This is a genomic window from Sinomonas soli, assembly GCF_054782415.1.
Window position 1 is genome coordinate 43852 of sequence record NZ_BAAGSN010000004.1, and the last position, 24894, is coordinate 68745.

Annotated in this window: 21 protein-coding genes; 8 read left to right on the forward strand and 13 right to left on the reverse strand. The window is 70.2% G+C overall.

All coding sequences use genetic code 11. The features are described 5' to 3' along the window. Window positions 1–85: 85 nt before the first annotated feature. Window positions 86–784, reverse strand: a complete 699-nt coding sequence (locus tag ACYVKZ_RS03560; RefSeq protein WP_460990643.1) for a hypothetical protein — start codon at window positions 782–784, stop codon at window positions 86–88. A 120-nt stretch (window positions 785–904) separates the two neighbouring features. Between ACYVKZ_RS03560 and glgX the strand changes: the two genes are divergently transcribed. Next, complete coding sequence (gene glgX / locus ACYVKZ_RS03565; protein WP_460990644.1) at window positions 905–3052, forward strand: glycogen debranching protein GlgX; 2148 nt, start codon at window positions 905–907, stop codon at window positions 3050–3052. Between the two features lie 26 nt (window positions 3053–3078). Here glgX and ACYVKZ_RS03570 read toward each other — a convergent pair whose 3' ends face one another. The 3 genes from ACYVKZ_RS03570 to ACYVKZ_RS03580 form a co-directional block, all read right to left on the reverse strand. Further along, on the reverse strand, window positions 3079–3303 hold the full coding sequence (locus ACYVKZ_RS03570; RefSeq protein ID WP_460990645.1) for a hypothetical protein: 225 nt from the start codon (window positions 3301–3303) through the stop codon (window positions 3079–3081). Window positions 3304–3870: 567 nt separating this feature from the next. Further along, a complete protein-coding gene (locus ACYVKZ_RS03575) occupies window positions 3871–4470 on the reverse strand; it encodes a hypothetical protein (RefSeq protein ID WP_460990646.1) in 600 nt (199 codons plus the stop codon). Window positions 4471–5522: 1052 nt separating this feature from the next. Next, window positions 5523–6998, reverse strand: coding sequence for a protein kinase domain-containing protein (locus ACYVKZ_RS03580; protein WP_460990647.1), 1476 nt, complete (start codon window positions 6996–6998; stop codon window positions 5523–5525). 236 nt (window positions 6999–7234) lie between these two features. Between ACYVKZ_RS03580 and ACYVKZ_RS03585 the strand changes: the two genes are divergently transcribed. The 6 genes from ACYVKZ_RS03585 to ACYVKZ_RS03610 all read left to right on the forward strand — a co-directional run bounded on the left by ACYVKZ_RS03585 (window position 7235) and on the right by ACYVKZ_RS03610 (window position 12386). Then, window positions 7235–7801, forward strand: a complete 567-nt coding sequence (locus tag ACYVKZ_RS03585) for a hypothetical protein (RefSeq protein WP_460990648.1) — start codon at window positions 7235–7237, stop codon at window positions 7799–7801. 38 nt (window positions 7802–7839) lie between these two features. Further along, window positions 7840–8328 carry a hypothetical protein gene (locus ACYVKZ_RS03590; RefSeq protein WP_460990649.1) on the forward strand — a complete coding sequence of 163 codons (489 nt, stop codon included), beginning with the start codon at window positions 7840–7842 and terminating at the stop codon, window positions 8326–8328. Between the two features lie 390 nt (window positions 8329–8718). Continuing rightward, window positions 8719–10065, forward strand: coding sequence for a glycosyltransferase family 2 protein (locus ACYVKZ_RS03595; protein ID WP_460990650.1), 1347 nt, complete (start codon window positions 8719–8721; stop codon window positions 10063–10065). 3 nt (window positions 10066–10068) lie between these two features. Continuing rightward, window positions 10069–10407 carry a hypothetical protein gene (locus ACYVKZ_RS03600; RefSeq protein WP_460990651.1) on the forward strand — a complete coding sequence of 113 codons (339 nt, stop codon included), beginning with the start codon at window positions 10069–10071 and terminating at the stop codon, window positions 10405–10407. A 2-nt stretch (window positions 10408–10409) separates the two neighbouring features. Then, window positions 10410–11585, forward strand: a complete 1176-nt coding sequence (locus ACYVKZ_RS03605) for a glycoside hydrolase family 26 protein (protein WP_460990652.1) — start codon at window positions 10410–10412, stop codon at window positions 11583–11585. A 138-nt stretch (window positions 11586–11723) separates the two neighbouring features. Beyond that, window positions 11724–12386: an NADPH-dependent F420 reductase gene (locus tag ACYVKZ_RS03610; RefSeq protein WP_460990653.1), complete on the forward strand. Its 663-nt coding sequence runs from the start codon at window positions 11724–11726 to the stop codon at window positions 12384–12386. A 49-nt stretch (window positions 12387–12435) separates the two neighbouring features. On the opposite strand, the gene ACYVKZ_RS03615 is transcribed toward ACYVKZ_RS03610, so the two are convergent. The 6 genes from ACYVKZ_RS03615 to ACYVKZ_RS03640 all read right to left on the reverse strand — a co-directional run bounded on the left by ACYVKZ_RS03615 (window position 12436) and on the right by ACYVKZ_RS03640 (window position 19319). Then, window positions 12436–13938, reverse strand: coding sequence for a glycoside hydrolase family 32 protein (locus ACYVKZ_RS03615; protein ID WP_460990655.1), 1503 nt, complete (start codon window positions 13936–13938; stop codon window positions 12436–12438). Window positions 13939–13944: 6 nt separating this feature from the next. Further along, the gene (locus ACYVKZ_RS03620) at window positions 13945–14868 is read right to left on the reverse strand and encodes a PfkB family carbohydrate kinase (RefSeq protein WP_460990656.1); all 924 of its coding nucleotides are present in this window, start codon (window positions 14866–14868) and stop codon (window positions 13945–13947) included. Continuing rightward, a complete protein-coding gene (locus tag ACYVKZ_RS03625; RefSeq protein ID WP_460990959.1) occupies window positions 14865–15656 on the reverse strand; it encodes a carbohydrate ABC transporter permease in 792 nt (263 codons plus the stop codon). Before ACYVKZ_RS03625 ends, ACYVKZ_RS03620 begins: the two co-directional genes overlap by 4 nt. A gap of 152 nt (window positions 15657–15808) precedes the next feature. Continuing rightward, window positions 15809–16792 carry a carbohydrate ABC transporter permease gene (locus tag ACYVKZ_RS03630; protein ID WP_460990658.1) on the reverse strand — a complete coding sequence of 328 codons (984 nt, stop codon included), beginning with the start codon at window positions 16790–16792 and terminating at the stop codon, window positions 15809–15811. A 71-nt stretch (window positions 16793–16863) separates the two neighbouring features. After that, window positions 16864–18156 (reverse strand): sugar ABC transporter substrate-binding protein, encoded by a 1293-nt coding sequence (locus ACYVKZ_RS03635; protein WP_460990659.1) that lies wholly within the window; start codon window positions 18154–18156, stop codon window positions 16864–16866. Between the two features lie 110 nt (window positions 18157–18266). Beyond that, complete coding sequence (locus ACYVKZ_RS03640; RefSeq protein WP_460990660.1) at window positions 18267–19319, reverse strand: LacI family DNA-binding transcriptional regulator; 1053 nt, start codon at window positions 19317–19319, stop codon at window positions 18267–18269. A 257-nt stretch (window positions 19320–19576) separates the two neighbouring features. Between ACYVKZ_RS03640 and ACYVKZ_RS03645 the strand changes: the two genes are divergently transcribed. Beyond that, complete coding sequence (locus ACYVKZ_RS03645; RefSeq protein ID WP_460990661.1) at window positions 19577–20305, forward strand: nuclease-related domain-containing protein; 729 nt, start codon at window positions 19577–19579, stop codon at window positions 20303–20305. 85 nt (window positions 20306–20390) lie between these two features. Here ACYVKZ_RS03645 and ACYVKZ_RS03650 read toward each other — a convergent pair whose 3' ends face one another. From ACYVKZ_RS03650 to ACYVKZ_RS03660, 3 genes are all read right to left on the reverse strand, one after another. Further along, complete coding sequence (locus tag ACYVKZ_RS03650) at window positions 20391–21125, reverse strand: ANTAR domain-containing protein (RefSeq protein ID WP_460990662.1); 735 nt, start codon at window positions 21123–21125, stop codon at window positions 20391–20393. A 351-nt stretch (window positions 21126–21476) separates the two neighbouring features. After that, entirely contained in the window at window positions 21477–21992 is a 516-nt protein-coding gene (locus ACYVKZ_RS03655; protein ID WP_460990663.1) for a cupin domain-containing protein, read from the reverse strand. Between the two features lie 99 nt (window positions 21993–22091). Then, entirely contained in the window at window positions 22092–24878 is a 2787-nt protein-coding gene (locus ACYVKZ_RS03660) for an ATP-binding protein (RefSeq protein WP_460990664.1), read from the reverse strand. Window positions 24879–24894: the final 16 nt, after the last annotated feature.

The following is a 24894-nucleotide window of genomic DNA, read 5'->3' on the forward strand; positions in this document are numbered from 1 at the left end:
AGTGCTTCGCCTCGGAACAAGGCTAGGACGTGACAGGGCGCGGCGGACAGGGGCGACGGCGCTGGCTGAAGTGTGACGCTGCCGGTCAGCGGCACTGACCGCGCGGGACGGCGATGCCCTGCATGGGGGCCGCGGCGCACAGCTGCGTCCGGGCCTCGAGGGTGAGCCGTCCCCAGGCCACGTTCGCGGAGACGTCCACGATCCTCGGCGCTGCCGGGGCGGCCGGCGGAGCGGACGGAGACGGTGCCGGAGCCGGCGCTGCGGGGACGGTCGGCGCGGCCGGCGGGGGAGCGGCGGGGACCGGCGCCGGGGCCGCGGGGGCGGCAGGCCGTGCCGGGGGCACGAGGGGCACCAGCGGCGCGCGCTGGGGAGCGCGCGGCGCCGTCCTGGCCTGCTGCGGCGGGGGAGCGGTGGCGGCATGCGGGCGGGGGCGGGTGCCGACGGCGGCGCGGTCGCTCGGCGGGGCCGTCGCGGGCTTGGTGCGGGCGGTCACGGTGTCCTGCATGCGGCCGGCCCCGTGCGACTCGACCGCCAGCGCCACGGCAGACCCGCCCAGCGCCACGAGGGCCACGGCGCCCGCGGCGGCGAGCGGCGCCGTCGTGCGCTTCGTCCCGGCGAGCACGGCGAGCGGGATCGCCGAGAGCAGGATCAGCCCGGCCACCGCGGCGGCCGCCGGTGCGACGAGGAACAGCACCAGCAGGAGCGTGCCCACGCCCGCCACGCCTAGCCAGAGCCAGGTGCGCCGGGCAGGCGGCGCGTCGACCTCGTCGAAGGCCAAGTCCATGCGTGCGCCTCCTCCCAGACGGACGGCCCACAGGGCTCCCACTGTAGCCGTGCGCCGGGGGCTGGCCGTGGAGGGCGGACCATCCGTCCGCGTGTGCCGTTTCTCCGCTACCCTCGGCCCATGGAGCCAAACACCCAGGACGCCTACTGGGGCGCCCGGCCCACCGCCGCCGGCACCGGCTTCGCCCTCGCCACCGCCCCGGAGGCCGAGCGGGTGGAGGTCTGCCTCGTGGACCACGAGACGTGGGAGCAGCGCTGCTTCGACCTCGCCAGGGTGGGCGACACCGCCTCCGGGCAGGCCGTGCGGTGGGAGGGCACCGTGCCCGCCTGCGCCGCCGGCCAGCACTACGGCTACCGCGTCCACGGGCCCTGGGACCCGGCCCGCGGGCTGCGGTTCAACCCCTCCAAACTGCTCCTTGACCCGCACTCCCTCGCCGTCTCCGGCCGCAACGAGTGGGGCCAGCAGATGCACGCCTACGTCTTCGGCGACCCCGCCACCATGGACACCTCCGACTCCCTCGGCCACAGCATGCTCTCCGTGGTCGTGGACCACGGCGAGTACGACTGGGAGGGCGACGCCCACCCGCGCACCCCGTACAGCGAGACGGTCATCTACGAGGCGCACCTCAAGGGCCTCACCCAGCTCCACCCCGAGGTCCCCGAAGCGCTCCGCGGGACGTACGCGGGGGCGGCCCACCCCGCCGTCGTGCGCTACCTCGCCGAGCTCGGCGTCACCGCGGTGGAGCTCATGCCAATCCACCAGTTCGTCAACGACTCCACCCTGCTGGACAAGGGCCTGGCCAACTACTGGGGCTACAACACGATCGGCTTCTTCGCCCCGCACTCCTTCTACTCCTCCTCCGGGGACCACGGGCAGCAGATCTACGAGTTCAAGGAGCTCGTCAAGGCCTACCACCGCGCCGGGATCGAGGTGATCCTCGACGTGGTCTACAACCACACCGCCGAGGGCAACCACCTGGGCCCCCACCTCTCCTACCGCGGGATCGACAACGCCGCCTACTACCACCTCGTGCCGGGCAACGAGTTCTACTACATGGACTACACCGGCACCGGGAACTCCCTGAATGTGGGCCACCCGCTCACCCTCCAGCTGGTCCTCGACTCGCTGCGGTACTGGGTCACCGAGCTGCACGTGGACGGGTTCCGGTTCGACCTCGCCGCCACCCTGGCCCGCGAGGAGGGGGACGTGGACATGGTCTCGCCGTTCTTCGAGCTCGCGGCCGCGGACCCGGTCCTCTCCCGCGCCAAGCTCATCGCCGAGCCGTGGGACGTGGGCCCGGGCGGCTACCAGGTGGGCAACTTCCCGCCCCAGTGGACCGAGTGGAACGGCAAGTTCCGCGACTGCGTGCGCGACTTCTGGCGCGGCGAGCCCGGCACGCTGCGCGAGCTGTCCATGCGCGTGGCCGGCTCCGCCGACCTGTACGCCGAGCACGGGCGCCGGCCCAGCGCCTCGATCAACTTCGTCACCGCCCACGACGGGTTCACCCTGCGCGACCTGGTCTCCTACAACGGCAAGCACAACGAGGCCAACGGCGAGGGCGGCCGCGACGGCGCCGACGACAACCGCTCCTGGAACTGCGGCGTGGAGGGGCCCACCGACGACCCCGCGGTGCTCGAGCTGCGGGGCCGCCAGCAGCGCAACCTGCTGCTCACCCTCGTGCTCTCCCAGGGCGTGCCGATGCTCTCCCACGGCGACGAGCTGGGCCGGACCCAGGGCGGGAACAACAACGCCTACTGCCAGGACAACGCCACCACGTGGATCGACTGGGAGCACGCCGACACCGAGCTGGCGGACTTCACGAAGCGTCTGCTGCGGCTGCGCGCCGACCACCCCGTGTTCCGCCGCCGGCACTTCTTCGACGGCTGCCCGGTGGACCCCGCCGAGGGCGACCCGCTGCCGGACATCGCCTGGATCGACGCCGACGGGTCCGCCATGGGCCAGGACGACTGGGACGAGGACTGGGCCAAGTCGCTCGCGTTCTTCCTCAACGGCAACGCCGTCCCCGCCGTGGGCCGGCACGGCGCCCCCGGGGACTCCGACTTCCTCGTGATCCTCAACGCCGCGGACAACGACGTGGACTACCTCATCCCCGGCGGCCTCTTCCCGCCCAAGTGGACCACCGTGCTCACCACCTGCGCCGACCACCTCGTGGGGGAGACCGCCGCCGCCAACGAGGTCTACACGGTGCCCGCGCGCAGCGCCGTGGTGCTCGAGGCGGCGCCGGAGAGGGCCGACGCGGAGGACTGAGCCGGAGCGCCGCCGGGGGAGCCTGTCTACCCGCTCCAGAGGTCGCCGGCCTCGAGGCGCGCGAGCTGTGCGAGCGCCTGCTCCTCGCTGAGGCCCGCCCGGATCAGGTCGTCGAGCCGCTGTTCCTGGCGGCGGTGGGCGTTCGGATCAGTCGGCTCGGCCTGCCGAGGCAGCAGGGGCGGGCCGCGCCACGGGTCGAGGGGCGCGGACGGCCTGTGGTGGCGGGGCAGGCTTGCTGGGGTGTCCTTCATGGGTCTCCTCCGACCGTGGATGATCTGGTGGTGGATCGCTTCGAGGGCACTTCCTACACCTGAGTCCTCAAATGTGGATCTCAGCTCCGCCTCAGCGCGACATTCTGCACGGTTCGGGACCCTGCTGAGTGCGGCGTTGAGGACAGATGGGCATAGGCATGGCATCGGGATACCCAGACCTTAAGACGGGGGATGGGGATCGTCCCCTGAGCCAAGCGTGCGTGTGTGCGGGAGGGAGGTGTGTGGGGAGATGAAGAACCTCCTGCCCCGGCGACATGACCTGCCTTCCGAAGCTTTGGGAAGACTCGAGTGCCCGAGGCAGTAGCCGCACTAAGCCTGATCGGCGGCAGCGACCGCGGCGGTGCCGCAGTGACATGACGCGTCGTGCACGTTGATCCAGCACCGGTGTGGCGGCTTCATCCAGGACCATCTGCCTGGGCCTCACCGTGTGGGATGCGCCCGTGTTTGAATGTCTAGGAGAAGGCCGAATTGGGCGGAGCCCGCCTTATCCCCGGGGGGCGACATGGAGACAACTGCCTGCAAGGGAACCCGCATGGAGCGCTCTCTCTAGGCGGGGCAGGGGACAACAGCCAGCTGTCGTCGCCCGTCTACCGCCTGTAGCTCTCCAAGTTTGATCGTTACTCCGTCAACTTGGATGCAGGCACCTGTCACCACTTGGCTGCTGCCACTCTTTGCGAACCAGGTAAACATGGTGGTTCCAAACAGTAGGAAGACGGCCAGCACAGTGAGCCCGATCGCGATCTGCATGGATTTGAACGCACTCTTCGCTGCGCTTTCGCGGATCTTCATATAGCGGACCTGCAAGCCCGACAGCTGCCGACTTAAAACGGGCATCCCAGTTGGCGAACCGTAGGCGGCGCTGTAGATGAGCAGCGTCGCAATGATCAGCAGCAAGAGCGCGATGCTAATCAGTACTGCAACCAAGACACGAAAGGGTTCCGGAACATCCAGTATTCCTTCCGGTCCCTTGACGAGGAGGGCAGTCGTGAGGAGGCCGGTCAAAGCGGTAAGGCCAGCTGACCATTTATCTGCCCGCGAGCGAACATCACTGAGCAGACTCGCGTCGCTTTTCTTGAGCAGCTTTTCAGTCTCGTAATCACCCGCACTGGGGGGCGGCGGAGGCGGGGTCTGCTGCGCACTACTCATCGGTCAGCTTCCATTCGTCGAAGAACGCTCCTACCGACCAAGTCCGGCCGCATCCTGTCTTCTCCCCTTCTCCGCCGTGGCCAAACCCGCAAGAGCAATCGATAACTACGTCAATCCAAGGTGGTGCTAGCCCAGTGAATATCACGTTCTCGCGCCCTGTGCCTTGTTGGCCAGGAGCGTGACAGGTGGGACAGTGACCGGACGCGATAAAGATGAAGTCTGACTCGTTCACCTGAGTCTCCCCCCTAGGGGTCTCCCGGGCAGGAACGCGTTTGAGGTCAAAGCCGTCCTCAACGCGACCAAGGAGCTCCTGCTCGTACTTCACTGTCTTGTCATGCATAAAGGAAAGATAATGGTTGACTATGGAAGTCAATAGGGTCGGATGGCCCACCGGCCTTCATCCGCATAGTGAAGCTCTATGACGAGTTGGCGAAGGCATCCTTGGGGGATCATCGAGAGGGGGCCTTGCTGCTGGCGGGCTGCGTTCTTTGGCCGGACTCGCCGTCTGCGAGGACGACGGCCCCTGCCGTGAGGGCGGATGCGGCGCCCAGTAAACGGGTCCACCGGCGGGCCGGGGCGGCGCTCAGGCGCATCCTCGGCCGGCTCCGGAGCCTCGGGCTCGTCATCCCACTCGTCCAGGCCCTCACTCATGGGAGGCTCCAGCGGCTTCCACCGGCGCAATCATGTTCGCCTCCGCTGCCCCGCCCCCCGCTGCTTGAGACCGTGCCCCTGGATGAGCGGACCTCGGGCCGAAAGCGTGTGGGCCTCCATTGCCGCGCACGCCTGGCCATCCGCCACGTTGCCGCCGCAGACAATCTCCGCGTGGGAACGCGGCTTGGTCGGAGACGTCCAGAGTGCGCTCCTTGCGATCGTTGTCGTGGCTGCAGGAGGTGCCCTGCCAGGAACTACTCCCCATGTTGGAGTAGCGGTACTCGCCTACGAGCTGGGCAAGCTCGTTGAGAACTCGGCGTCGGCCACGCTACCGCCATGCACATTGATTATGGCCGTGGATCAAATCTGGAGGGCCAATAGTCCTTGGAGAGCGCGCGCGGTCAGCCCGCGCTCGGCAGCCCCACCAGGGAGGCCGGCTCCGCGGGCTGCACCGCGTCCGTCACGAGCACTTCGGCGAGAGGCACGACGCCGGCGGCCCCCGCGGCGGGGGAGCCCGCCTCGCGCGCCTCCCGGCGCACCACGAGCAGGTCCATGACGACGCCGGCCAGGTCCCGCAGGGCGGCGGCGTGGACGCGGGAGAGGGTGCGCGGCGCCCGGTCCAGGACGGACAGGGTGCCGATGTTCGCCCCGGCCGGGGTCTTCAGCGGCACCGCGGCGTAGAACCGCACGCCCAGGTCCCCGCACACCAGCGGGTTCCCGGCAGCGCCGGGGTCCACGGCGGCGTCGGGGAGGACCCAGAGGTCGTCCTGCAGCACGGCGGTGGCGCACAGCCCCGGGTCCCGGGCCACGTGGTCCGCGTCGATGCCGTGGGTGGCCAGGAACCGGATCCGGTCCTCGTCCACGATGCTCACCGCCGCCATGGGCACCCCGAGGAGCCGGGAGGCCAGGCGGGCAATCCGGTCGAGGGCCCCGGATTCGGCCGTGCCCGGCGCGGCGTAGCTGCGCACCTCGGCCAGGCGCAGCTCCTCCGACGCGCCCACCGGCTCGGCGAGCGGGCCGCCGAGGGTGCCGAGGGCGGCCATCCGGTACAGGGCGGCGGCCGCCTCCGCGGCGCTGGGGCGGGCGGCCGGGTCCATGGCCGTCATCCCCACGAGGAGCTCACGCCACAGGGGATCGACGTCGTCCGGGATGGGCGGCGGCAGGGTGAGCCGCCGGATGGCGCTCTCCAGCGGCGGACCGGGGAAGGCCAGCGTCCCGGTGAGGCACTGGAGCAGCACCAGGCCCAGCGAGTAGATGTCGCTGGCCGGGCCCACCGTCTCGCCGCGGACCTGCTCCGGGCTGAGGAAGGCGGGGGTGCCCGAGACGGCGTTCTCGAGCGTGAGCTCGGAGTCGACGGCCCAGGCGATACCGAAGTCGGTGAGCTTGGCGTGGAACCGCGCCGCCGCGTCCGGGTGGTCCAGCAGCATGACGTTGGCGGGCTTGATGTCCCGGTGGACCACGCCGCGGCCGTGGACGTAGGCGAGGGCCTCGCACAGGTCGTGGCCGATCTCGGCTACGGCAGAGGGCTCCAGCGCGCCCTGCCGTAGGCGTTCGCGCAGATCCGCGCCGTCTACCAGCTCCATGACGAGGAAGACGCGCGGGGAGCCCCCGGGGGCGCGGTCGGTGCCGGCATCGAGCAGGGTGACGAGGCCCGGGTGGTTGAGCCGGGCCAGGACCTTGACCTCCATGTCGCTGCGGCGCAGCTCGGCCTCGTCCATCGCCCCCGACTGGGTCAGCTTCACGGCGACCTCGCGGTCCAGGAACTCGTCCAGCGCCCGGTGCACCACCGCCGTCGACCCCCGTCCGACCACCTCGAGCAGCCGGTACCGGCCCCCCACCAGGTCCTGATCGCCGCTGTCGCGGTGCTGCTCGGCCATCCCACCTCGTTTCCCCCGGACGGACGGCAGCTCGGCAGCCTGAGCGGCGCCAGCGAGCCCGATTGGGCGTGAATTACCCAACTGGCGAGTAGCCGAAACCGACGGCGGCCCGCGGCAGGTGCCCTCCGGCGTCGACCGTGGGCGGCCGGCGGGTAGCCTGTGAGCCGAAGGGGGCCAGAGAGTGACTCGTGCCGCGCCCTTCTGCGACCAGCAGCGAGCGCCCGAGGAGACCGCCGATGACCCACCCCGACAGTCCGCAGCAGACGGACGCCAAGCGCGACTGGCGCTCGGACCCGCCGCCCTTCCCGTGGCTCGACGACCCGGGCCGGTGGCAGGGCCCCATGCCGCCCGGGCTGACGATCGCGATCGGGCTGGTTTTGGCGCTCGTCGGACTGTTCGCCGTGACCCTAGGCCTCCTCGAGGACGACCAGGCCCGCGTGGCCCGGATCGCCAGTGGAGCGCCCATCGCGGCCATCGGTGGCTTCATCGTGTACATGGGTACGGCGCGGCGCGCCTGGCGGCAGCGCCATCCCGACGCCGACCCCTGTGCAGTGGCCGCAGAGGTGGGCGCCAACGTCGGCGACCGGCTCGGCAACAACTCGGCCGCGGCGCGGATCGGCCGGTGGGTGCTCGTCGTGGTGTGCGCCCTCTTCGCGTTCGTCTGCGGGGTCGCAGTCGCCGAGGCCGTGACGGGCACCTACTCGGCCGGAGCCGGATCCACGGTGGTCATCGCTCTGCTCGGGCTCCTGGCGGTCCTCCTCGGCGCGATGACCATCAGGCGGATCAGGCGGGGGCGGCGGTAGCGCCGGGCCCGGGGCGTGCGGCTGATAGGGTCGCGCCCATGGACGAGGGGAATCTGACCGTCAAGCAGGGCTTCTACCTGGGGGCGGGGCTGTGGGACCGGATGCTGTGGCGGCCGGTCATCCTCACGGTCGCGCAGTCGCGGCTGCGGCTCACGGACAAGGCGGACCGGGTCCTCCTGGACGCGGCCGCCCCCGAGGTCTCGGCCCGCTTCAGCTTCTTCGGGATGATGCACCTCACGCACCATGGGCGCCGCTTCATCCTCAACCGCGAGGGATCCAGCTGGTCCTCCAGCTTCAGCCAACGCCAGCAGGACGAGCTCAAGGCGGCCGGCATGCCCGTGCCCAAGCTTGCCGGGGGATCCGGCGGCGGCGGAGGCGGCGGCATCCTGGACGCCCTCGATGCCATCGCCGCAGTATCCGACAGCATCGATGCCGCGGAGCGGCTTGCGGACGGCGGCTCGCTCCGCCGCAACTGGACGCCGATCCTCACCGCGATCGGATGCCGGGTCGAGGCGCGCGCCCGCTGAGGCCTGCCGCGCCGAATCGATACCAAACCCTCGGTAAGTAGTCTGAGGTGCGCGCCGCGGGCCCGTTGCGTACAGGCACCGTGGCCCGCTCTGGGCCGTCCGCGTATCGGTGCCCTCGGCGTCCAGTAACGCACCAGTAACGCCCAGCGAATATCGGGTAAGGGCTACTGGTGAATCGCCCCGATTGCGCAGCTTAGAGTCAAGCAACGGTCTCGAAAGTCAAGAAATGGCATCGCCTCCAGGCATTTCCATCCGGACATTCCGTCCACGCCTGGAGGGCCGTTGGTCCGCGCTCACAATCTGGGGGATCCATTGGCCTCGCTCTCCGACGAAATTCTCTCTGGAGTAGGGATATTCCTGTTCGCCGCCGTAACGTTTATCGGCTGGCGGATGCTCTCGTACTGGCGCAGCTTCCTGTTCCACACGGGGAAGTACCGCCGGGTCGAACCCGTCACCACGGAGAGGCTCCGCTCCCTGCCGGTGCCGTTCATGAAGATCCAGATCACCACCCGCGGGTCCGCGGGAAGCTCGGCGGTGATCATGCGCGGCATCGAGAACGTCATCGACCTCGCGAACGAGGCGCCCGAGTTCTACGGCCGGCTGCTCTCGGTGGAGGTCGTCACCGAGTCCGAGCCCCAGCGCCAGCTCCTTCTCCAGGCCTTCTCCCACGCTCCCATCGGAGTCCACGTCCTCGTCGTCCCCTCCGACTACAGGACTCCGGCGGGCACCCAGATGAAGGCCCGCGGGCTCCACTACGCGGTCGAGCAGCGGCGCGCGCTCTGGAATAGGAAGCCGGGCAGGACTTTCATAGTCCATTACGACGAGGAGAGCGTGATGGTGCCCGGGGAACTGCGCAAGCTCATGGCCTGCCTCGCCGAAACTCCCCGCAGGATTCTCGAGGGCCCTATTTTCTATCCGCTCGATTACCTGCAGGCCTCACCGCTGTGCCGTTCCATGGAGGCCAACCGGCCCATCGGCTGCTACGAATGCCGCCATGTGATGGAGGCCGGAACTCCCCTCCACCTCCACGGGTCCAATCTGGTGATCGAGGAATCCCTGGAGAATGACATCGGCTGGGACATCGGCTGCCTCGACGGCGAGCCCTTCATCGCAGAGGACTACGTCTTCGGCATGAAGGCGTTCACCCTGCACGGAGGCGAGATCTTCGGCTGGCATGGCTGCGCGATGCTCGAACAGCCCCCATTCTCAGTGCGCAGCGCCTTCAGGCAGCGGTACCGCTGGGTCTTCGGCGTGCTGCAGGGGCTCGCTGACCTCAAGCGCAGCGGCCGGTTCGGCGCGCTCTCGACCACCACGAAATTCGGGCTGCTGTGGGGCACGCGGTACCGGATCGCGGCCTTCGCGACGGGGTGCATCGTCTCCGTCCTGTCCTTCGCCGTCCTTCCGGCGTTCCTCGCCAAGACGATCGCATCGGTATACCTCAACCAGCAGGCGCCCCTGCCCGGGCCGGCGAGTGCGTGGCTCTCGCTGGTCGGAATGATGTGGATCGGCTCGGTCTTCATCGGAGCGTGGCACAACCTCGCCGACTCCGGCCTGGACGGCCCCACGCGAAGGGCGGAGATCGCCAGAGCCGTCGTGGCCGCCCCCGTCGCGGGACTGATCGAGAGTTCGGCAGCGCTCTGGGCCGTGCTGGCCTGGGCGCGGGGGACCCGGCACGTGAGCTGGGTCCCCACCCCCAAAACCGTAGAGGCGGACGCCGCCGAGATCAGGAAAGGCTAGGCCATGAGCGGAACTACCCTCGTCGATACCAGGACATCTCCGGAGACCCTCGCCTCTGCGCCCGCAGTCGTTGCCCCCGGCGCCCGGATCGGTTCCCTGGTCCGTGCCGACGGGCTGCCGCCCGCCGCCGCCCGGGCCTGGCTCGCCGCCGTGATGGGCAGGCTCCTCATAGTCCTCGGGGCGCTGGCAGTCGTCACGGCGTACGTCCTGCTGCCCCTGGTTGCCGCGCTGCGCGCCGGCGCCGTGCTGGGCGGCGTGGCGCTGGCGCTCGCCGTGGTCATTGTCGTGGAGGCCGCGCTGGCGGTCGTCCTCACCGTTCTGAAGACCCAAGCGAGGCATTAGCCATGCTGCTGAGCCTGCCCGTCCGGCTCAGGCTGGCGATGGTGGCGCTTGCCCTGGCCGCCGGGGGCATCGCGATGGCAGCCCCCGGACAGGGCGCCCCCGCGCCGCGGCCCAGCAGCCCCCAGACCTACTTCGGCGTCCAGCTGGACAGCGGACGGGACACCGTGGATGGCTACGCGGCGCGGCTGGGCCAGGCGCCCGCGCTCTATGGGTTCTACGTGGACTTCCCCTTCCAGCCGGCGGACCTGTCCTTCCTCGACGCCCGGGCACACGAGCTCGCCCAGCGCCGGTCGTCGCTGATGCTCACGCTCGAGCCGCGGGGCGGGCTCGGTGCCGTGACGCCGCCGGCCCTGGCGGAGCTCACGCGGTCGCTTCAGGCGTGGAACAGCCTCGGCGTGCCCGTCCTCGTCCGGTTCGGACAGGAGATGAACGGCGCCTGGTACCCCTGGGGGCAGAAGCCGGCGCAGTACATCGAGAAGTTCCGGGAGGTCGCTGCCGCCGTCCACAGCTCCCCGGGTTCGGGGACGGTCTGGGCACCGAACGAAGGGGGCGGCTATCCCTTCGAAGGCGGACCGTACGAGGCGAAGCCCGGGACTGCCGACTTCGCGGCGCTGGACACCGACAAGGACGGGCGGCTCACCCAGGAGGACGATCCGTACAGCCCGTACTGGCCCGGGGACGACGCGGTGGACTGGGTCGGCCTGTCCGTCTACCACTTCGGCGCCGCCTACCCGTGGGGCAAGAACACGATGCCCGAGCCCGGGAAGCTCATCGGCAAGATCACCGGCACCTTCCGGAGCGCGTCAGTCGACGAGACGGCGGTGCCCGACTTCTACGCCGACTACGCAGAGGGGCACAACAAGCCCTTCGCGATCTGCGAGACTGGCGCCTTCTACAACCTTTCGCGCCCGGACGGCGCCTCTCCACTGAGCATCAAGAAGGCCTGGTGGGACCAGCTCTTCGACCCGCAGCTGAGGGCGCGCTTCCCCCGACTGAGACTGGCCGTCTGGTTCGAGTGGATCAAGCAGGAGAACCAGCCTGGCCATCCGACAGTGGACTGGGTGGCCAACAGCGAGGGCCCAGTCGGTGACGCCTTCCGGAGCGCGCTGCCGAGCAGCTTCGGGATGGCGCCGCTGGAGTCCACCTCGAGCGCGGCATTCGCCAAGCCGGGGCCATAGCGCGGCATCCGCGAGGGCCGCACTCTGACGGCCGCTGCGCTCGTCACCGGCACAGTCCTTGACGCAGACGGCAGCGCGCAGGTCAGCTTTAAGCCCCGACCCGTCCACAGCCCCACACGTCTCCCGGGAGGACCCATCATGGACATTGCAGTTCTCGGCACCGGCATCGTGGGGCGCACCCTCGCGGCGCGCCTCGCCGAGCTCGGCCACACCGTCACCGTCGGCACGCGGGACCCGCAGGCCACGCTCGCCCGTACCGGCGAAGGGGAGTTCGGCGACTGGGCGGCGCGGAACCGCGCCGTCGGTGTCGCCGCGTTCGACGACGCCGCTGCCGCCGCCGAGCTGGTGGTCAACGCCAGCAACGGGGCGGCCTCGCTCGAGGTCCTCGAGCTCGCCGGGGCGCACCAGCTCGCGGGCAAGGTCCTCGTGGACGTCGCCAACCCCCTCGACTTCAGCCACGGCATGCCGCCCACCCTGTTCGTCAAGGACACCGACTCGCTCGGCGAGCAGATCCAGCGCGCCTACCCCAAGTCACGGGTGGTGAAGACGCTCAACACCGTCAACGCCATGCTCATGGCCCACCCCGAGCAGCTGCCCGAGCCCGGCACCGTCTTCGTCGCCGGCAACGACGACGAGGCGAAGGCCACCGTCACCGGCCTGCTGGCCGAGCTGGGCCACCGCGACGTGATCGACCTCGGCGACATCACGGCCGCCCGTGGCACCGAGATGATGCTCCCGGTCTGGCTGCGGCTCTGGGGCGCCCTGGGCGGGCCGGCGTTCAACTTCAAGATCGTCCGCTGAGCCTGGGAGGGGCAGAAGGGACGAGGCGCGGCGTCGCGGTCCCCCTGTGTCAGCCCAGGACCGCGACCTCCACCGTGGACAGGACGACTGAGGGGTCCGCGAAGACCTCGATTTCGGTGTCCGGCCCGTGGGGGAAGACGAGGTCCGTGATGGTCGCCAGGCCGCCCTGGACGAACACCTCGAGGGAGCAGGCGTCGATGTAGACCTCGAGGTCTATCCGCTCTCCAGCCTCGAGCGGAGCGCGTTCGATGGAGGGGAAGTGCTCGTGGAAGTCCACCCGCCCGGAGTGCCGGCGATCGAGCCGGATTTCGCCGGCCGCGGGGTCCACGGTCAGTCGCGCGCCGTCAGTGCCGGGGGCGCCGATCCGCAGTCCGAACGTTGCGGCAGCTGGGGCAGACCCGCTGATGCCCACGCGGTGGACCTTCCCGGGGGCTGTCGTTGCGAGGACAGCGCGTCGGCCCGATCCGGAGGCGGCGCCGAGGACCTCGCTGGCATCAGTGGTGCTGGCTGCTGGCGGGACGATGGGGGTCTGGACGAGGCGGGGACGCCCATTGACCGTCCGCACCGTGATCTCCCGGGGAAGCGACATGGCGCTCCGCCAGGTGCCTGTGGGCGTCGCGGCCGCGTAGTCCCAGTTGTTCATCCAGCCCATCATGATTCGGCGCTGCGCGAGGCCGTCAAAGGAGACGGCCGCGTAGTAGTCGCGGCCCCAGTCGAGCCAGGAGCCCCTCAGCGATGGCTCCCGGGGAGGTGCCGTGGATGGCCGCGTGGACTCTTCCGTGAAGCGCACGCCGTCAAAGGACCCAAGGAAGTAGCGGGTGCCGGAGCCGCCGGCCACCCCGCCTGGATTGACGCTGACGATGAGCACCCACAGGGTGCGGGCGGGGTCGCCGTCAAGGGGCAGTTCGAACAGGTCGGGGCATTCCCAGACGCTGTCCGGAGGGCCGTCTGCTGCGAAGTCGCTGAGGTACTCCCAGTGGATGAGGTCGGCCGACTTGTGGAGGAGCACGCGCTGCTCTGCGGCCTCGACGGCGGCCATGACCCAGTAGGCCCCGGCAGGGCCGTCGTACCAGAAGACTTTGGGGTCGCGGAAGTCCGAGGAGCCCCGGTCAAGCACCGGGTTGCCGGCGTACTTGGTCCAGGTCCGGCCCTCGTCAAGGCTGTAGGCGAGGGACTGCGCCTGGATGCCGGGGCGGGACGACTCCTTGGCATAGGCGCTGGTATAGACGGCGACCATGGGTGCGGCGGACCCGTTGCCGAATCCTGACGTGTTGCGTTCATCCACCACAGCGCTTCCGGAGAAGACGGCTTCGTCGTCGTCGCAGGGGATCGCAACGGGCTGCTCGGTCCAGGTGTGCAGGTCGGTCGAGGTCGCGTGGCCCCAGGACATGTTGCCCCAGTCCACACCGAAGGGATTGTGCTGGTAGAAGAGGTGGTAGACGCCGCGGTGGAAGACGAGGCCGTTCGGATCGTTCATCCAGTTCCTGGCCGGCGTGTAGTGCAGACGCGGACGGTAGCGGTCGCGCGTGGGCGCGGAGGCAATCGAAGTCATGATGGGTCAGTTCTGTAGCAGGGTGTGCGACGGGGACACGGAGCCGGCGGCCATCTCGGCGAGCCGTGGTGGCTCGGCACCGGTGCGAGAGACCGTGATCGCGGCGGCGCGGGCGGCGAAGGCTCCGGCCGAGGCGAGCGCGGTGTCGTTGAGCGAGTCGAGAAGGGCGCGCCCCGGTCCGAGCAGGGCGAAGAGAAGGGCCGCCATGTAGCTGTCGCCCGCGCCGACGGTATCCGCGACCGTGGCGGGCACCGCAGCGGCGTTGGCCGTGCCCCGCGGTGAAGCCAGAAGCGAACCGGCGGCGCCGGCGGTGAGCGCGACCACTCGTGGCCCGAGTGCGGCGATGGTGCCCACGGCCTCGCGGGCCGGGCGCCCCGGGTACAGGAACTCGGCGTCGTCGTCGCTGAGCTTCACGATGTCTGCGCGGGCTGCAAGCCGTTCGAAGCGCTCCTGGGCCGCGCGCTGATCGCCGACGAGCCCGGGACGGACGTTGGGATCGAAGCTCACCGTGGTGCCGGCGGGAAGCGCCCTGACGATCTCCTCGACCCTGTCGGCCCCCGGTGCGAGGAATGCCGCCACGGAACCGATGTGGACGTGGTCGGCGGCGGGAAGCTGAAGATCCTCAGGGAGCGCCCAGGCGAGGTCGAACGAGTAGCGGGCGGCGCCGTCGTCCGAGATGTGCGCCGCGGCCGTCGAGGTGGCGGGGGCTGACCAGGACTCGGCAAGGACCGCTACTCCCGACCGGGCGAGGTGATCCGCGACGGCGTGCCCGCGCGAATCCGCACCCAGCGTCGTCAAGAACGATGTCCGGACTCCGAGCCGTGCAAGGCCCAGGGCGACGTTCGCCGGCGAACCGCCGGGGTGCTCCTCGGTGCCCGAGGGCGTGTGGATGATGTCGACGAGGCTCTCCCCGATGACAAGGACGTTCATCCCTTGACCCCGCTGGTGGCAATGCTGTTCACGAAGGCGCGCTGGAAGGCCACGAACAGCGCCACCACCGGGAGCGTGATGATCGATGTGTACGCCATGACCTGGCCCCACGACACGTTGAGCTGGAAGAAGTACTGCACCCCGATCATGACCGGGCGGAGCTCCTCGCTCTGCACCACCATGAGGGGCCACAGGTACGAGTTCCACGCCGGGAGGAACGTCAGGATCGCGACCGTGGCGATCGCCGGCCCGGAGAGCGGCATGACCACCCGGCGGTAGATCGTGAACCAGCCTGCGCCGTCCATGCGGGCCGCCTCGTCGAGCTCCTTCGGGATGGACTCGAAGTACTGGTGGAAGAGGTAGATGGAGAAGGCGTTGGCGACGAAGGGGAGGATCTGCACGCGGTAGGTGTCGAGCCAGCCGGTGGTGAGGGTGAGGTTGAATCCGTCGAGCTGGAGCCAGGGGAGTTGGTTGACCCACCACACGAGCGGCAGGGCGAGGGTTTCGAAGGGCACGATGAGCGTCGCGATGATGAGGGTGAGGATGATCGCCTTTCCGCGGACCCGCATGCGGGAGAGCGCGAACGCGGCCATCGAGTTGATGATCACCCCGAGCACCACCGTCACCACGGAGATGCCTACCGAGTTGACGAGGAAACGCGCGGCGGGGACGCGGTCGAAGACTGCCGAGTAGTTGTCGAGCGACAGGTGGCCGACAGGCAGGAACGCCGCGATGGAGGACAGGTCGCCGAAGATCTGCTGGTCGGGTTTGAGCGACGAAACGAACATGAACAGCAGCGGGAAGCTGAAGAGGATGCCGAGGGCGATGCGGAGGATCCACCCGCCGAGGCCTGTTCCAGGCCGCAGCCCGCGGGGTGCGGGCTTGCGGAGGCGGAGGGCGGCCAGCGGGGAGCGGGCAGGGGGCTGGACGGTGGCCATGGTCAGGACTTCTCTCGGGTGAGGTAGCGCTGGACGCCGGAGACGAGGAGCACCAGGACGAAGAAGACGAGCGAGATCGCCGAGGCGTAGGACGTCTCCTGCTGCTGGAACCCGGTCTGGACGGCCTGGTAGACGATGGTGCTCGTCGATTCCAGGGGCCCGCCCTGGGTCATGACGTTGACCTGGGTGAAGAGGCTGAGCGCCTGGATCGTGATGGTGATGAGGATCAGGTTCCGCGTGGGGCGCAGGCTGGGCCAGGTGATGTACCGGAAGCGCTGCCATCCGCCCACGCCGTCGATCGCCGCGGCCTCGTAGAGGTCCGCCGGGATGGTCTGCAGGCCTGAGAGCCAGATGATCATATGGAAGCCGGCGGCCTGCCAGACCGACATCAGGATGATGGCGGGCATGGCCGTGGCGGTGTTGTTGAGCCAGTCCGGGCCGTGGACCAGCCCGAAGGTTGCCCTGTCGATGATCTCGTTCAGCAGGCCGTCCTGGCGGTAGATGAAGAGCCACAGGAGCGAGACGACGACCATCGAGGTCACCACGGGCAGGAAGTACAGGGTGCGGAAGAAGTTGACGCCGCGCACCTTCACATTGACCAGGAGCGCCATCGCGAGGGCGAGACCGGACTGCACCGGCACGACGACGACCGCGAAATAGGCGACGTTGGCCAGCGAGTGCCAGAACGTCTCGTCCTGGAAGAGTCGCACGAAGTTGTCCAGGCCCACGAACGATGGCGCGTACGGCGCCAGGAGCCGCGCGTTCGTGAAGGCGAGCCCGAAGGCGAGCAGCGCCGGGACGAAGACGAAGACGATCAGGAGGAGGACGGCGGGCCCCAGCATGGCCCATCCGACGCGCTCCTCCCGGCGGCGGCTGCGGGCGATGCTGCGGGAGCGGGCCCTGGCGTCCTGGACCTGTCCAGGCGGGGAAGGCTTGCGGGATCCGGACCGGAGAGGGACGCGGTCGAGAATGTGGTTGGCAGTCATGGGAGTTCCAGTCGTGACGAAGTGCGAGCAGGAGGGCCCAGGGGCGCCGCCGTGGGCGGCGCCCCCGGTGGTCAGCTCTTGTAGCCGTTGTTGGACTTGATGTTGTCGTTGATGTCCTTGGTGGCCTTGTCCAGGGCGGACTTGGGGTCACCGCCGGAGAGGATGTCCTGGACGCTCTTGCCGAACTCCGTCGCGATGTACGGGTAGGCCGGCGTCTCGGGGCGCATGACGGCGTAGTTCTTGGAGAACTGGCGGAAGACGCTGTCTTCCCCGCCCGGCGCGTACGCCGGATCGAGCGCCGAGGCTTCCTCGGTAGCGGGGATGGTCCCGGTGGCCTGGGCGACCTTGGCGATGTTCTCGGGCTTGAGCATGAAGGACAGGAAGTCCATCGCGGCCTGCGAGTTCTGGCAGCCGGCCGTGACGCCCCACTGCCAGGAACCGCCGCCCACCTTCGGGCCCGTGCCGAGATCCGGCGGCGGGAGCACCACGAGGTCCTTCCCGAGGGCCTTGCGCGCCTGATCGGCAGCCCACGAACCGGTATAGAGAATTGCGCTCTTGCCGTTGAGGAAGTCCTTCGTGGGGTCCTGGCCGCTCTTCTGTGCCATGTAGCCACTGCTGACAAGGCCGTGGAACCATTGGGCCCACGCGACCGCCTTGTCGCCGTTCAGGGCGCCGTCCGCGCTCTGGTAGTCGGTGCGGTTGACGAGGTCGCCTCCGAACGACTGGAGCAACGGCGAGTAGGCGTAGGGGAGCCACTCGCCGGTGCCTCCGGTGCCGAGGTCGAGCGGGTGGTCCCACTTGCCGAGCTTCTTCAGCGAGGCGAGTGCCGAGGTGAACTCGTCCTTGGTCCAGGGCTTGTCCGTTGTCGGGACGCGCACTCCGGCGGCCTTGAGGTCCGAGGCGCGGGCGAGCATTGCGAGCGAGACGTCGTACAGGCCCACCGAGTAGGTCTGCCCGCTCCACTTTCCGACGGTCGACGGCAGGTTCTTGGACAGGTCGGCGCTCAGGCTGAGCGGCTGGAGGTACTTCGACCAGGCCCAGTTGGGGACGTTGGGCTCGTCAATGTCCAGAAGGCAGGGCAGCTTGTGGGCAGCGGCGGCAGCCACCACCGAGTTGTTGTAGGAGTCCTGGGGGAACGCCTGGACCTTGATCTGGACCTTGCTCTGGCTCTTGTTGAATGCATCGACGATTGACTGGTCGGCCGCGAGTTCGGCAGCATTGCCCGCGTTGTGGGTCCACAGGGTGAGCGTGCCGTTGGCTCCATCGCCGGAGCCGGTGGTGCTCTTGCCGCACGCGGCTAGGCTTCCGCCGATCGCGGCCGCCGCTACACTGGCAGCGAGGAGCCGCCTGAGCGCTGTCTTCATGCGCTTTGTCCTTTTCGATTCCGTGGATGGATGGGAAGGGGATGGATGGTTCCGACGGGGGTGCAGCTGTTGCAGCAGCTGCACCCCCGACTGGGTGCACCGGCTTGGACCTAGGGGGAGACCTCGGGGCCGGGCGGGTTCGAGCGGGGCGGGGCCACCGACCCTCGCCGGACAATCGGGCATTCGAAGTCGAGATGGACCGGCTCGCCGGCCTCCTCGGGATGCTCGATCTCGTCCAGGAGGCGGGTGACGGCCCAGCGTCCCATCTCGTAGTGGGGGAGGGCCACCGACGTCAGGCCCGGCCACAGGCCGTCGGCGATGATCTCGAAGTTGTCGATGCTGACTACCGAGAGGTCGTCCGGGATCCGCAGTCCCAGCCGGGCTGCGACTTCGTAGGCGCCGAAGGCCTGCCGGTCGTGGAAGCAGAACAGCGCGGTCGGCGGTTCTGCTAGCCCGAGAAGCTTCTCGGCCCCGGCCCGGCCGCCGGGCACCGCGGGGGCCTGGCGCGTCACGAGATCCGGGTCGAAGTCGATCCCGGCGGCGGCGAGCGTCGCGCGGTACCCTTCGAGGCGTCCGAATGCCGCCGGGATGTCGTCGCTGTTGTTGATGAAGCCGATCCGCCGGTGGCCGGCGTCGATCAGCTCCTGCACGGCGGTGCGTGCCGCGCCGACTTCGTCGGGCACGACCGACGAGAGCATGCCTCCGGGGTCGAAGGCATCCAGCAGCACCGCCGGAATCCCCGCCACGGCGGCGGGAACACTGGCCTCCTGGTGGTACATCTTCGCGATGACAATTCCGTCCACCTGGTGCTGGAGCAGGGTGTTGACCTGCTTCTCCTCCAGCTCCGGGTTCCGGCCGCTGTCGACGAGCATGAGGAGCCATCCCCGCTCGTAGGCGGCATCCTGGGCGCCCAGAACCAGTTCCCCTGCGAAGGGGGTGCTCGCGATCTCGTCGCTGACGAAGCCCAGCAGCTGGGACCGCTGGTTGCGCAGGGCGACGGCGATCCGGTTCGGCGCATAGCCCAGGCGTGCCGCAACCTGCTGGACGTGCTCGCGGGTTTCAGGGTTCACGCGCGCCTGGTGGGTTTCGCTGAGCGCATGCGAGACGGTCGTGACGGACACGCCAGCTGCCCTCGAGACGTCGCGGATTCCGACCTTGGCCATCGCTTCCACCTCGCTTCCAAAACGTTTTGTATGTTGTGCATCACAGTCTGGGGCAAACCGTTTTGCATTGTCAAGAGGGGTTCGGCGACGGGATGAGGGGGCCTGCATGCCTCCGGCTTCGCGAGCTTCCAGCGAAGCAGCCAAAGCCCAGTTCAGAGCCACGCAGATCCGGTTGGGGAACGCTAGGCTGACGCTGATCAGACTAGGGGGGGACTGTGGCGCGTATTCGACGGGGCAATTCAGAGGCGGTCCACCGCTTGGGGGACACCGAGGCCGGAGTACCCAAGGCGTCACCGGACCCCGGCCCACCCCCAGAAGAGGTCCCTGCGGCTGAAGCCCCCTCCGTCGAGCCCGGAACGGCCGGCGCGTCGGCCCGTCGCGAGTACGAGCGCCGCAAGGCAAGGGACGAGCAGCGGCTCCGCGAGAAGTGGGGCCGATTCGGCGGCCTCGCCGTCGCCCTCTCCGACGAGCGGCAGAGCACCAAGGCCTGGGAGACCGGCGCCCTCGGCGAGGAACGCCTCGGCGCCCGGCTCGACTCCCTCGCCGGCCAGGGAATCGCCGCCCTCCACGACCGGCGCATCCCGGGCTCGAAGGCCAACATCGACCACATCGCCATCACCCCAGGCGGGATCTGGGTGATCGACGCCAAGCGCTACAAGGGCCGCCCCGAGCTCAAGGTCGAGGGCGGCCTCCTGCGGCCGCGTACCGAGACGCTCGTCGTGGGTCGCCGCGACTGCACGAAGCTCGTGGACGGGGTCCTCAAGCAGATCGAAGTCCTGCGCCCCCACGTCCCTGGCCTGCCCATCACCGGAGCGCTCTGCTTCGTCGAGGCCGACTGGCCATTAATCGGCGGCTTCTTCTCGACCCGCGGCATCCACGTCATCTCACCGAAGCGGCTCGCCAAGCTGCTCACCCAGGAGACCGCCGGCGGGGTCGACGTCGCCCGGGTGCGCGACGCCGTCGCCAAGGTCTTCAAGTCCGCGTGACGGCGGCGGGCGGGAACATCGGCACCCAGTCCACCACAGGCCTTGAGCTGTGCTCCCGCCTCAGGCACCGGAGGGCCGACGCTGCCTAGTTGAAGGCGGTGGTGGGCCCTGCAGGGTCGAAGCGGCAGACGATCTGCTCCGCAACGTCGCGCAGCTTGGTGTTGCGGCTGACGGAGGCGCTCTTGAGCAGGTCGACGGCCTCAGACTGGGTGCAGCTGGACTGGGCCATGATGACCCCGGCGGCGAGGTCGATCGCTGTGCGTGACTCCATGGCGGCGGCCAGGTCTGCTGCCCGGTCCCAGGCCTCGGCGAGCCGCAGTGCCAGCGCCAGCGGGCGCGACACCTTGCCGGCCAGCCGTGTGACCGCGGGCGCGCCGGCGCCGGTGAGGGCGTCCGGTTCGGCCGCGTAGGCACCGAGTGCGGCGGCTCCGAGCGGTGCTGGCAGGGGGATGGGCACGGCGAGGGCGCAGCGGAAGCCCGCGGCCGCCATGCGGGCCAGATGGTCGGCGTATTCCCCGTGGAGGGGAGGGCCGCCGGCGCGGACCCGTTCTTGGCGGAGCGCCGCCTCCCTGCAGGGTCCGCCGGCGATCCGGCCCTGGGCCTCGTCGAGCGCCACCACAGCCTCAGCGCTGCCTGCGAAGAGGTCTTTGGCCCGCTCCCGCACCACGAGGATGCCGCAGTGGACCGGCTCTCCCTCGGCCGAGAGGCGTGCGGCGGCTTCCTCGGCTGCTCCCCGGAGGAAGCCGGGCAGGGTGTCGCTCGTGATCAGCAGGTCAAGGAAGTCCACCCGCTCCGGAGGGCCGACCCTGTACGTCCTCATTGCACCCCCCCGTCGCCATTAACCCGCATATGGATTGCATGATATTCGCGGGTGGCCGGGCGTCAAGGCGGGGGCACGGAGGGTGGTACTCAGGCGGACACCCCGCCCGAGGTTGGGGGGCCACCAGGACGGGGTGCCGCGTGCCGGCTTCCCATCCTGCGAAGGCGGCAGGCCAGCACACTTATGAAGGTAGGGCGCGTGCAGGGCCGCCGCCCAGAGCATTAGGGCCTCCCGGGGCCTCGCCTCGCTGCAGCACCTCGACGGTGCCGCGCTCGCCGCCCAGAGCGAGGCGGTCGCCGTCGTGAATCAGCAGGGTGCCGTTCCCGGTGCCGACCACGGTCAGCCGGCCGGTCAGGCTGCAGAGATGTCGGCCAGGACCTCCTCGGCGGTGAGCTCGTGGTCGTGCGTGCTGCGGGCGTGCTCGCGCACGGCGGCCACCAGATGGTCGAGCTGGTCGGTCCCCGCCACGCGGAACTCGACACCGCAGGGGCAGCGCCCGACGTAGCCGGCCGCGGGGGCGCCGGTCGCGGCGAAGTCGATGATGGTGCAGGGTTCGTCGCCGACCACCCAGGCGTCGTGGCCGGGGGCGACGACGTGGGCGTCCCCCGGGCCGAAGTCGTATTCGCGTCCGTCGTCCATGCGCACATGGAAGCGTCCGGAGACGACGTAGCCGGTGTGGGAGACCTGGCACGAGGTGGTGCCCACGGTCGGGCCGATGTCGCCGGACCAGGTCCATCCCGGCTGGAACACGGCCCGGGCGATGGTGGCCCCCTGCAGGTTCACGACCTCGAGCGTGCCGTGCTGCATGGTGTGCGTCTCGTCGGGGGATTCGAGGCTCTTCGCTTCGAAGGCCGTCTGGATGCTCATCTCCGGATCCTTTCTCGCTGAACTGCCGGTGGATGCATCCAGCGTGCGCCGCGCGGGTCCCTGCCCGCATCGGGAGGACCACGTAGCGGCGGGGCCCCGCTACGTGTCCCCCGACGGCCGGTGACCGCCGGGGCCCAGGCGCGCAACGAGTTCGGTGCGCGACCTGGCCTCGGCCTTGCGCAGGAGCGACTCCACGTGCTTCTCGACTGTCCTCGGTGAGAGGCCCAGTTGCTCGGCGATGTCCCTGTTTGCCAGGCCCAACGAGATGAGCCGGAAGACGTCGGCTTCCCGCGGGCTCACCCCAGCGTCCGCCCAGGGGTTCGGTGCGGAGGCCTTGAGGAGTTCTCGGCAGCGGCGGCCCATCTCCTCGAGCCCGCGGGCCTCGAAGCGTTCGGGCGCGTCCCGGAGCCACCGAACGGGGTCCCCCCACCCATCGGCCCTGGCGCTCGGAGCGGCGAGGAGCCGGGCGAGGTCGGCCCACCCTTCGCAATGGGTCCACTCCATGTCCGCCGCTGCAGCCAGCTCCTGCGCCAGGCGCGTCTTCCCCCGACGCCCGGCCAGCACGGCCTCCGCATAGCCGATGAGGGCTCGGTTGAGGCCGAAGGACGCCACGCCGAGCCGGCGTGCCTCCTGTGCGGCCTCCTCGGCGCGCCGGTCCCCGCAGGCGGCGAGCACGAGAGGCCAGAGCGCACGCATCGAGGCGGGCTCCGCGTGCGGCAGGCCGGCCAGGACTTCGATCCCGTGCCCCCAAGGGCCCAAGGCCTCCCGATCGTCCCCGCCGAGGAGCAGCGCCATGCCGCGCGCACCCCAGCCGAAGCCCTCCAGCATCGCATCCTGGGGCGCGGCGGCCCTGGTCAGGGACGCGTACCTCTCAGTGGCCTCAGGGTCCGCCCGCATGCTCGAGCTCCCGGCGAGCATGGCCAGCCCCTTGGCACGCACCTGCACGAGCCCCAAGGCCTCGGCGATCGAAATCGCCGAGGATGCGTGGCGGTCACACGAGTCGAGGTCCCACCGGCAGGTGAAGGCAGCAGAGAGCTGCAGGTCCAGGACCGCGGCGGTGCTGACCGCGCCCATGTCGTCGGCGGCCCGGCGGGCCTGGAGCAGCAGGTCGACGCCTGCATGGTCGAAGAGGTCGATGGTGCCGAGCTCGTGCAGGGCGCGGAGGCGCCACAGTGGAAGGTCGGCAGCCTCCGCGGTCAGCAGTGCGGCCTCGAACGCTGCGCGGGCCGCCAGCAGATCCGCCGAGCGGCGGGCGCGCCCGACGATCTCGTGCGCGTGGCACGAGACGGCCGGCGGAACCCCCTCGGTGACGAGGGCGCGCTCGGCCAGCCCCAGAGCCGCCCCGTAGTCACCCGATCCCATCGCGAGGTCCGCTTCGAGCACCGCCGCCCTCGCTCCTGGGCCCAGCTCCTGCTCAGGCCCGAGGTCGCGTGCCGCCAGATCGAGGTGGTACCGGGCCATCTGCCACCGTGAGGCCGATACGCCGGCCTGGGCCAGCCGAAGATGGACCTCGACCCGGAGGCCCGCGGCGCGCGGGTCCGTCCCGAGGCGGGTGAGGAGCCGGCCGCCTGCCCGGGCCGCCTCGTCGACCCGGCCTGCCAAGGCCAGGGCCTCCACGAGGTCCAGCTCGGCCCGGGTCCCCTCGGGCGACCCGCCGAGCAGGTCCGCGGCCCGCCGCAGCGCTGTGGCAGCGGTGGACAGCGCTCCCCAGCCGAGCGCCTCCCGCCCGGTACCGGCCAGCAGGATCCCTGCCCGAGGGCGGTCTCCGGCGCGCAGCGCCAGCTCCGTGGCAAGCTCACACCGCCCCGGCCTCAGCCCTTCCTCCCCGTCGAGGGCTGCCAGGGCTGACCGTGCCAGTTCCCGCTGGCGGGGCGGGATGACCCGGTCCAGCACGGCTTCACGCGTGAGCGCGTGCCGGAACACCATCGACTGGCCCTCCGCCGCCATGAGCAGGCTGTCCACCGCCGCCTCGAGCGCTCGGGCCACCGCAGCCTCGGGCTGGCCCGTCATGGCCGGGAGCAGATCCCAGTCGACGTGCCGTCCGAGGACGGCTGCGGCCTCGACAACCTCCCGCTCGGCCGGGGCCAGGCCACCGAGGCGGGCCTCGACGGTGGCGGCGAACCCGGCGGGCACGCCCGGAGAAGCGAGCAGGTCCTCCACCAGCAGCGGGATCCCCTCCGACGCCACCTGCACCCGCGCCACCGTGTCGGGATCGGCGTCCGGGCGGCATGCCCGGACCATCTCGGCGGACTCGTCCTCGCTCAGACGCTCCAGCGTCAGGGATACAGACTCCGCACTGCCCCTCAGCCTTGAGGCCAGGTCCAGGGCAGCCGAGGCCTGGGTGTCCCTCAGGGTCAGCACCAGCAGGAGCCGCTGGCCGGCGAGATTGCCGGCCAGGTACTCGACGGCCGCAACAGTCTCGGGATCTGCCCAGTGGAGGTCTTCCAGGACCAGGACCAGACCGGGGGCGCTGGCCCGCTCCAAGACCCTCAGCAGGGCCTCGGCGCGAAGATCGGGCGGCACCTCCACGCCCGGCCGCGAGGCATCCCGAGGCGACGGCAGGAGGGGCCGCAGCAGGGCGAGCCACGGCCGGAGGGAGCCGTCCTCGGGCAGAGGCCGGGAGCGCGACAGCTGCATGAGGGCCTCGGTGAACGGGCGGTAGGCGGACGACCCCGACCCCGGCAGGGCGCGTCCGGTTGCCGTCGGCGCACCCAGGGCCGCCGCCCATTGCACGACCTCCCCGGCCAGCCGCGACTTCCCCACGCCGGGCTCCCCGCGCAGCACTGCGCACCGTCCGTCGCCCCGCAGCGCTGCTTCCAGCGCGTCCCGGAGCGCGTCCAGCTCAGCCTGGCGGCCGATCACCACAGGGCACCGCGGCTGCCTCACTCCACCAGTGTCGCCA

Coding starts and splice junctions, on each gene's coding strand:
- ACYVKZ_RS03560 (WP_460990643.1), bottom strand. CDS start 784: ATGGACTTGGCCTTCGACGAGGTCGACGCGCCGCCTGCCCGGCGCACC.
- glgX (WP_460990644.1), top strand. CDS start 905: ATGGAGCCAAACACCCAGGACGCCTACTGGGGCGCCCGGCCCACCGCC.
- ACYVKZ_RS03570 (WP_460990645.1), bottom strand. CDS start 3,303: ATGAAGGACACCCCAGCAAGCCTGCCCCGCCACCACAGGCCGTCCGCG.
- ACYVKZ_RS03575 (WP_460990646.1), bottom strand. CDS start 4,470: ATGAGTAGTGCGCAGCAGACCCCGCCTCCGCCGCCCCCCAGTGCGGGT.
- ACYVKZ_RS03580 (WP_460990647.1), bottom strand. CDS start 6,998: ATGGCCGAGCAGCACCGCGACAGCGGCGATCAGGACCTGGTGGGGGGC.
- ACYVKZ_RS03585 (WP_460990648.1), top strand. CDS start 7,235: ATGACCCACCCCGACAGTCCGCAGCAGACGGACGCCAAGCGCGACTGG.
- ACYVKZ_RS03590 (WP_460990649.1), top strand. CDS start 7,840: ATGGACGAGGGGAATCTGACCGTCAAGCAGGGCTTCTACCTGGGGGCG.
- ACYVKZ_RS03595 (WP_460990650.1), top strand. CDS start 8,719: ATGCTCTCGTACTGGCGCAGCTTCCTGTTCCACACGGGGAAGTACCGC.
- ACYVKZ_RS03600 (WP_460990651.1), top strand. CDS start 10,069: ATGAGCGGAACTACCCTCGTCGATACCAGGACATCTCCGGAGACCCTC.
- ACYVKZ_RS03605 (WP_460990652.1), top strand. CDS start 10,410: ATGCTGCTGAGCCTGCCCGTCCGGCTCAGGCTGGCGATGGTGGCGCTT.
- ACYVKZ_RS03610 (WP_460990653.1), top strand. CDS start 11,724: ATGGACATTGCAGTTCTCGGCACCGGCATCGTGGGGCGCACCCTCGCG.
- ACYVKZ_RS03615 (WP_460990655.1), bottom strand. CDS start 13,938: ATGACTTCGATTGCCTCCGCGCCCACGCGCGACCGCTACCGTCCGCGT.
- ACYVKZ_RS03620 (WP_460990656.1), bottom strand. CDS start 14,868: ATGAACGTCCTTGTCATCGGGGAGAGCCTCGTCGACATCATCCACACG.
- ACYVKZ_RS03625 (WP_460990959.1), bottom strand. CDS start 15,656: ATGTTCGTTTCGTCGCTCAAACCCGACCAGCAGATCTTCGGCGACCTG.
- ACYVKZ_RS03630 (WP_460990658.1), bottom strand. CDS start 16,792: ATGACTGCCAACCACATTCTCGACCGCGTCCCTCTCCGGTCCGGATCC.
- ACYVKZ_RS03635 (WP_460990659.1), bottom strand. CDS start 18,156: ATGAAGACAGCGCTCAGGCGGCTCCTCGCTGCCAGTGTAGCGGCGGCC.
- ACYVKZ_RS03640 (WP_460990660.1), bottom strand. CDS start 19,319: ATGGCCAAGGTCGGAATCCGCGACGTCTCGAGGGCAGCTGGCGTGTCC.
- ACYVKZ_RS03650 (WP_460990662.1), bottom strand. CDS start 21,125: ATGAGGACGTACAGGGTCGGCCCTCCGGAGCGGGTGGACTTCCTTGAC.
- ACYVKZ_RS03655 (WP_460990663.1), bottom strand. CDS start 21,992: ATGAGCATCCAGACGGCCTTCGAAGCGAAGAGCCTCGAATCCCCCGAC.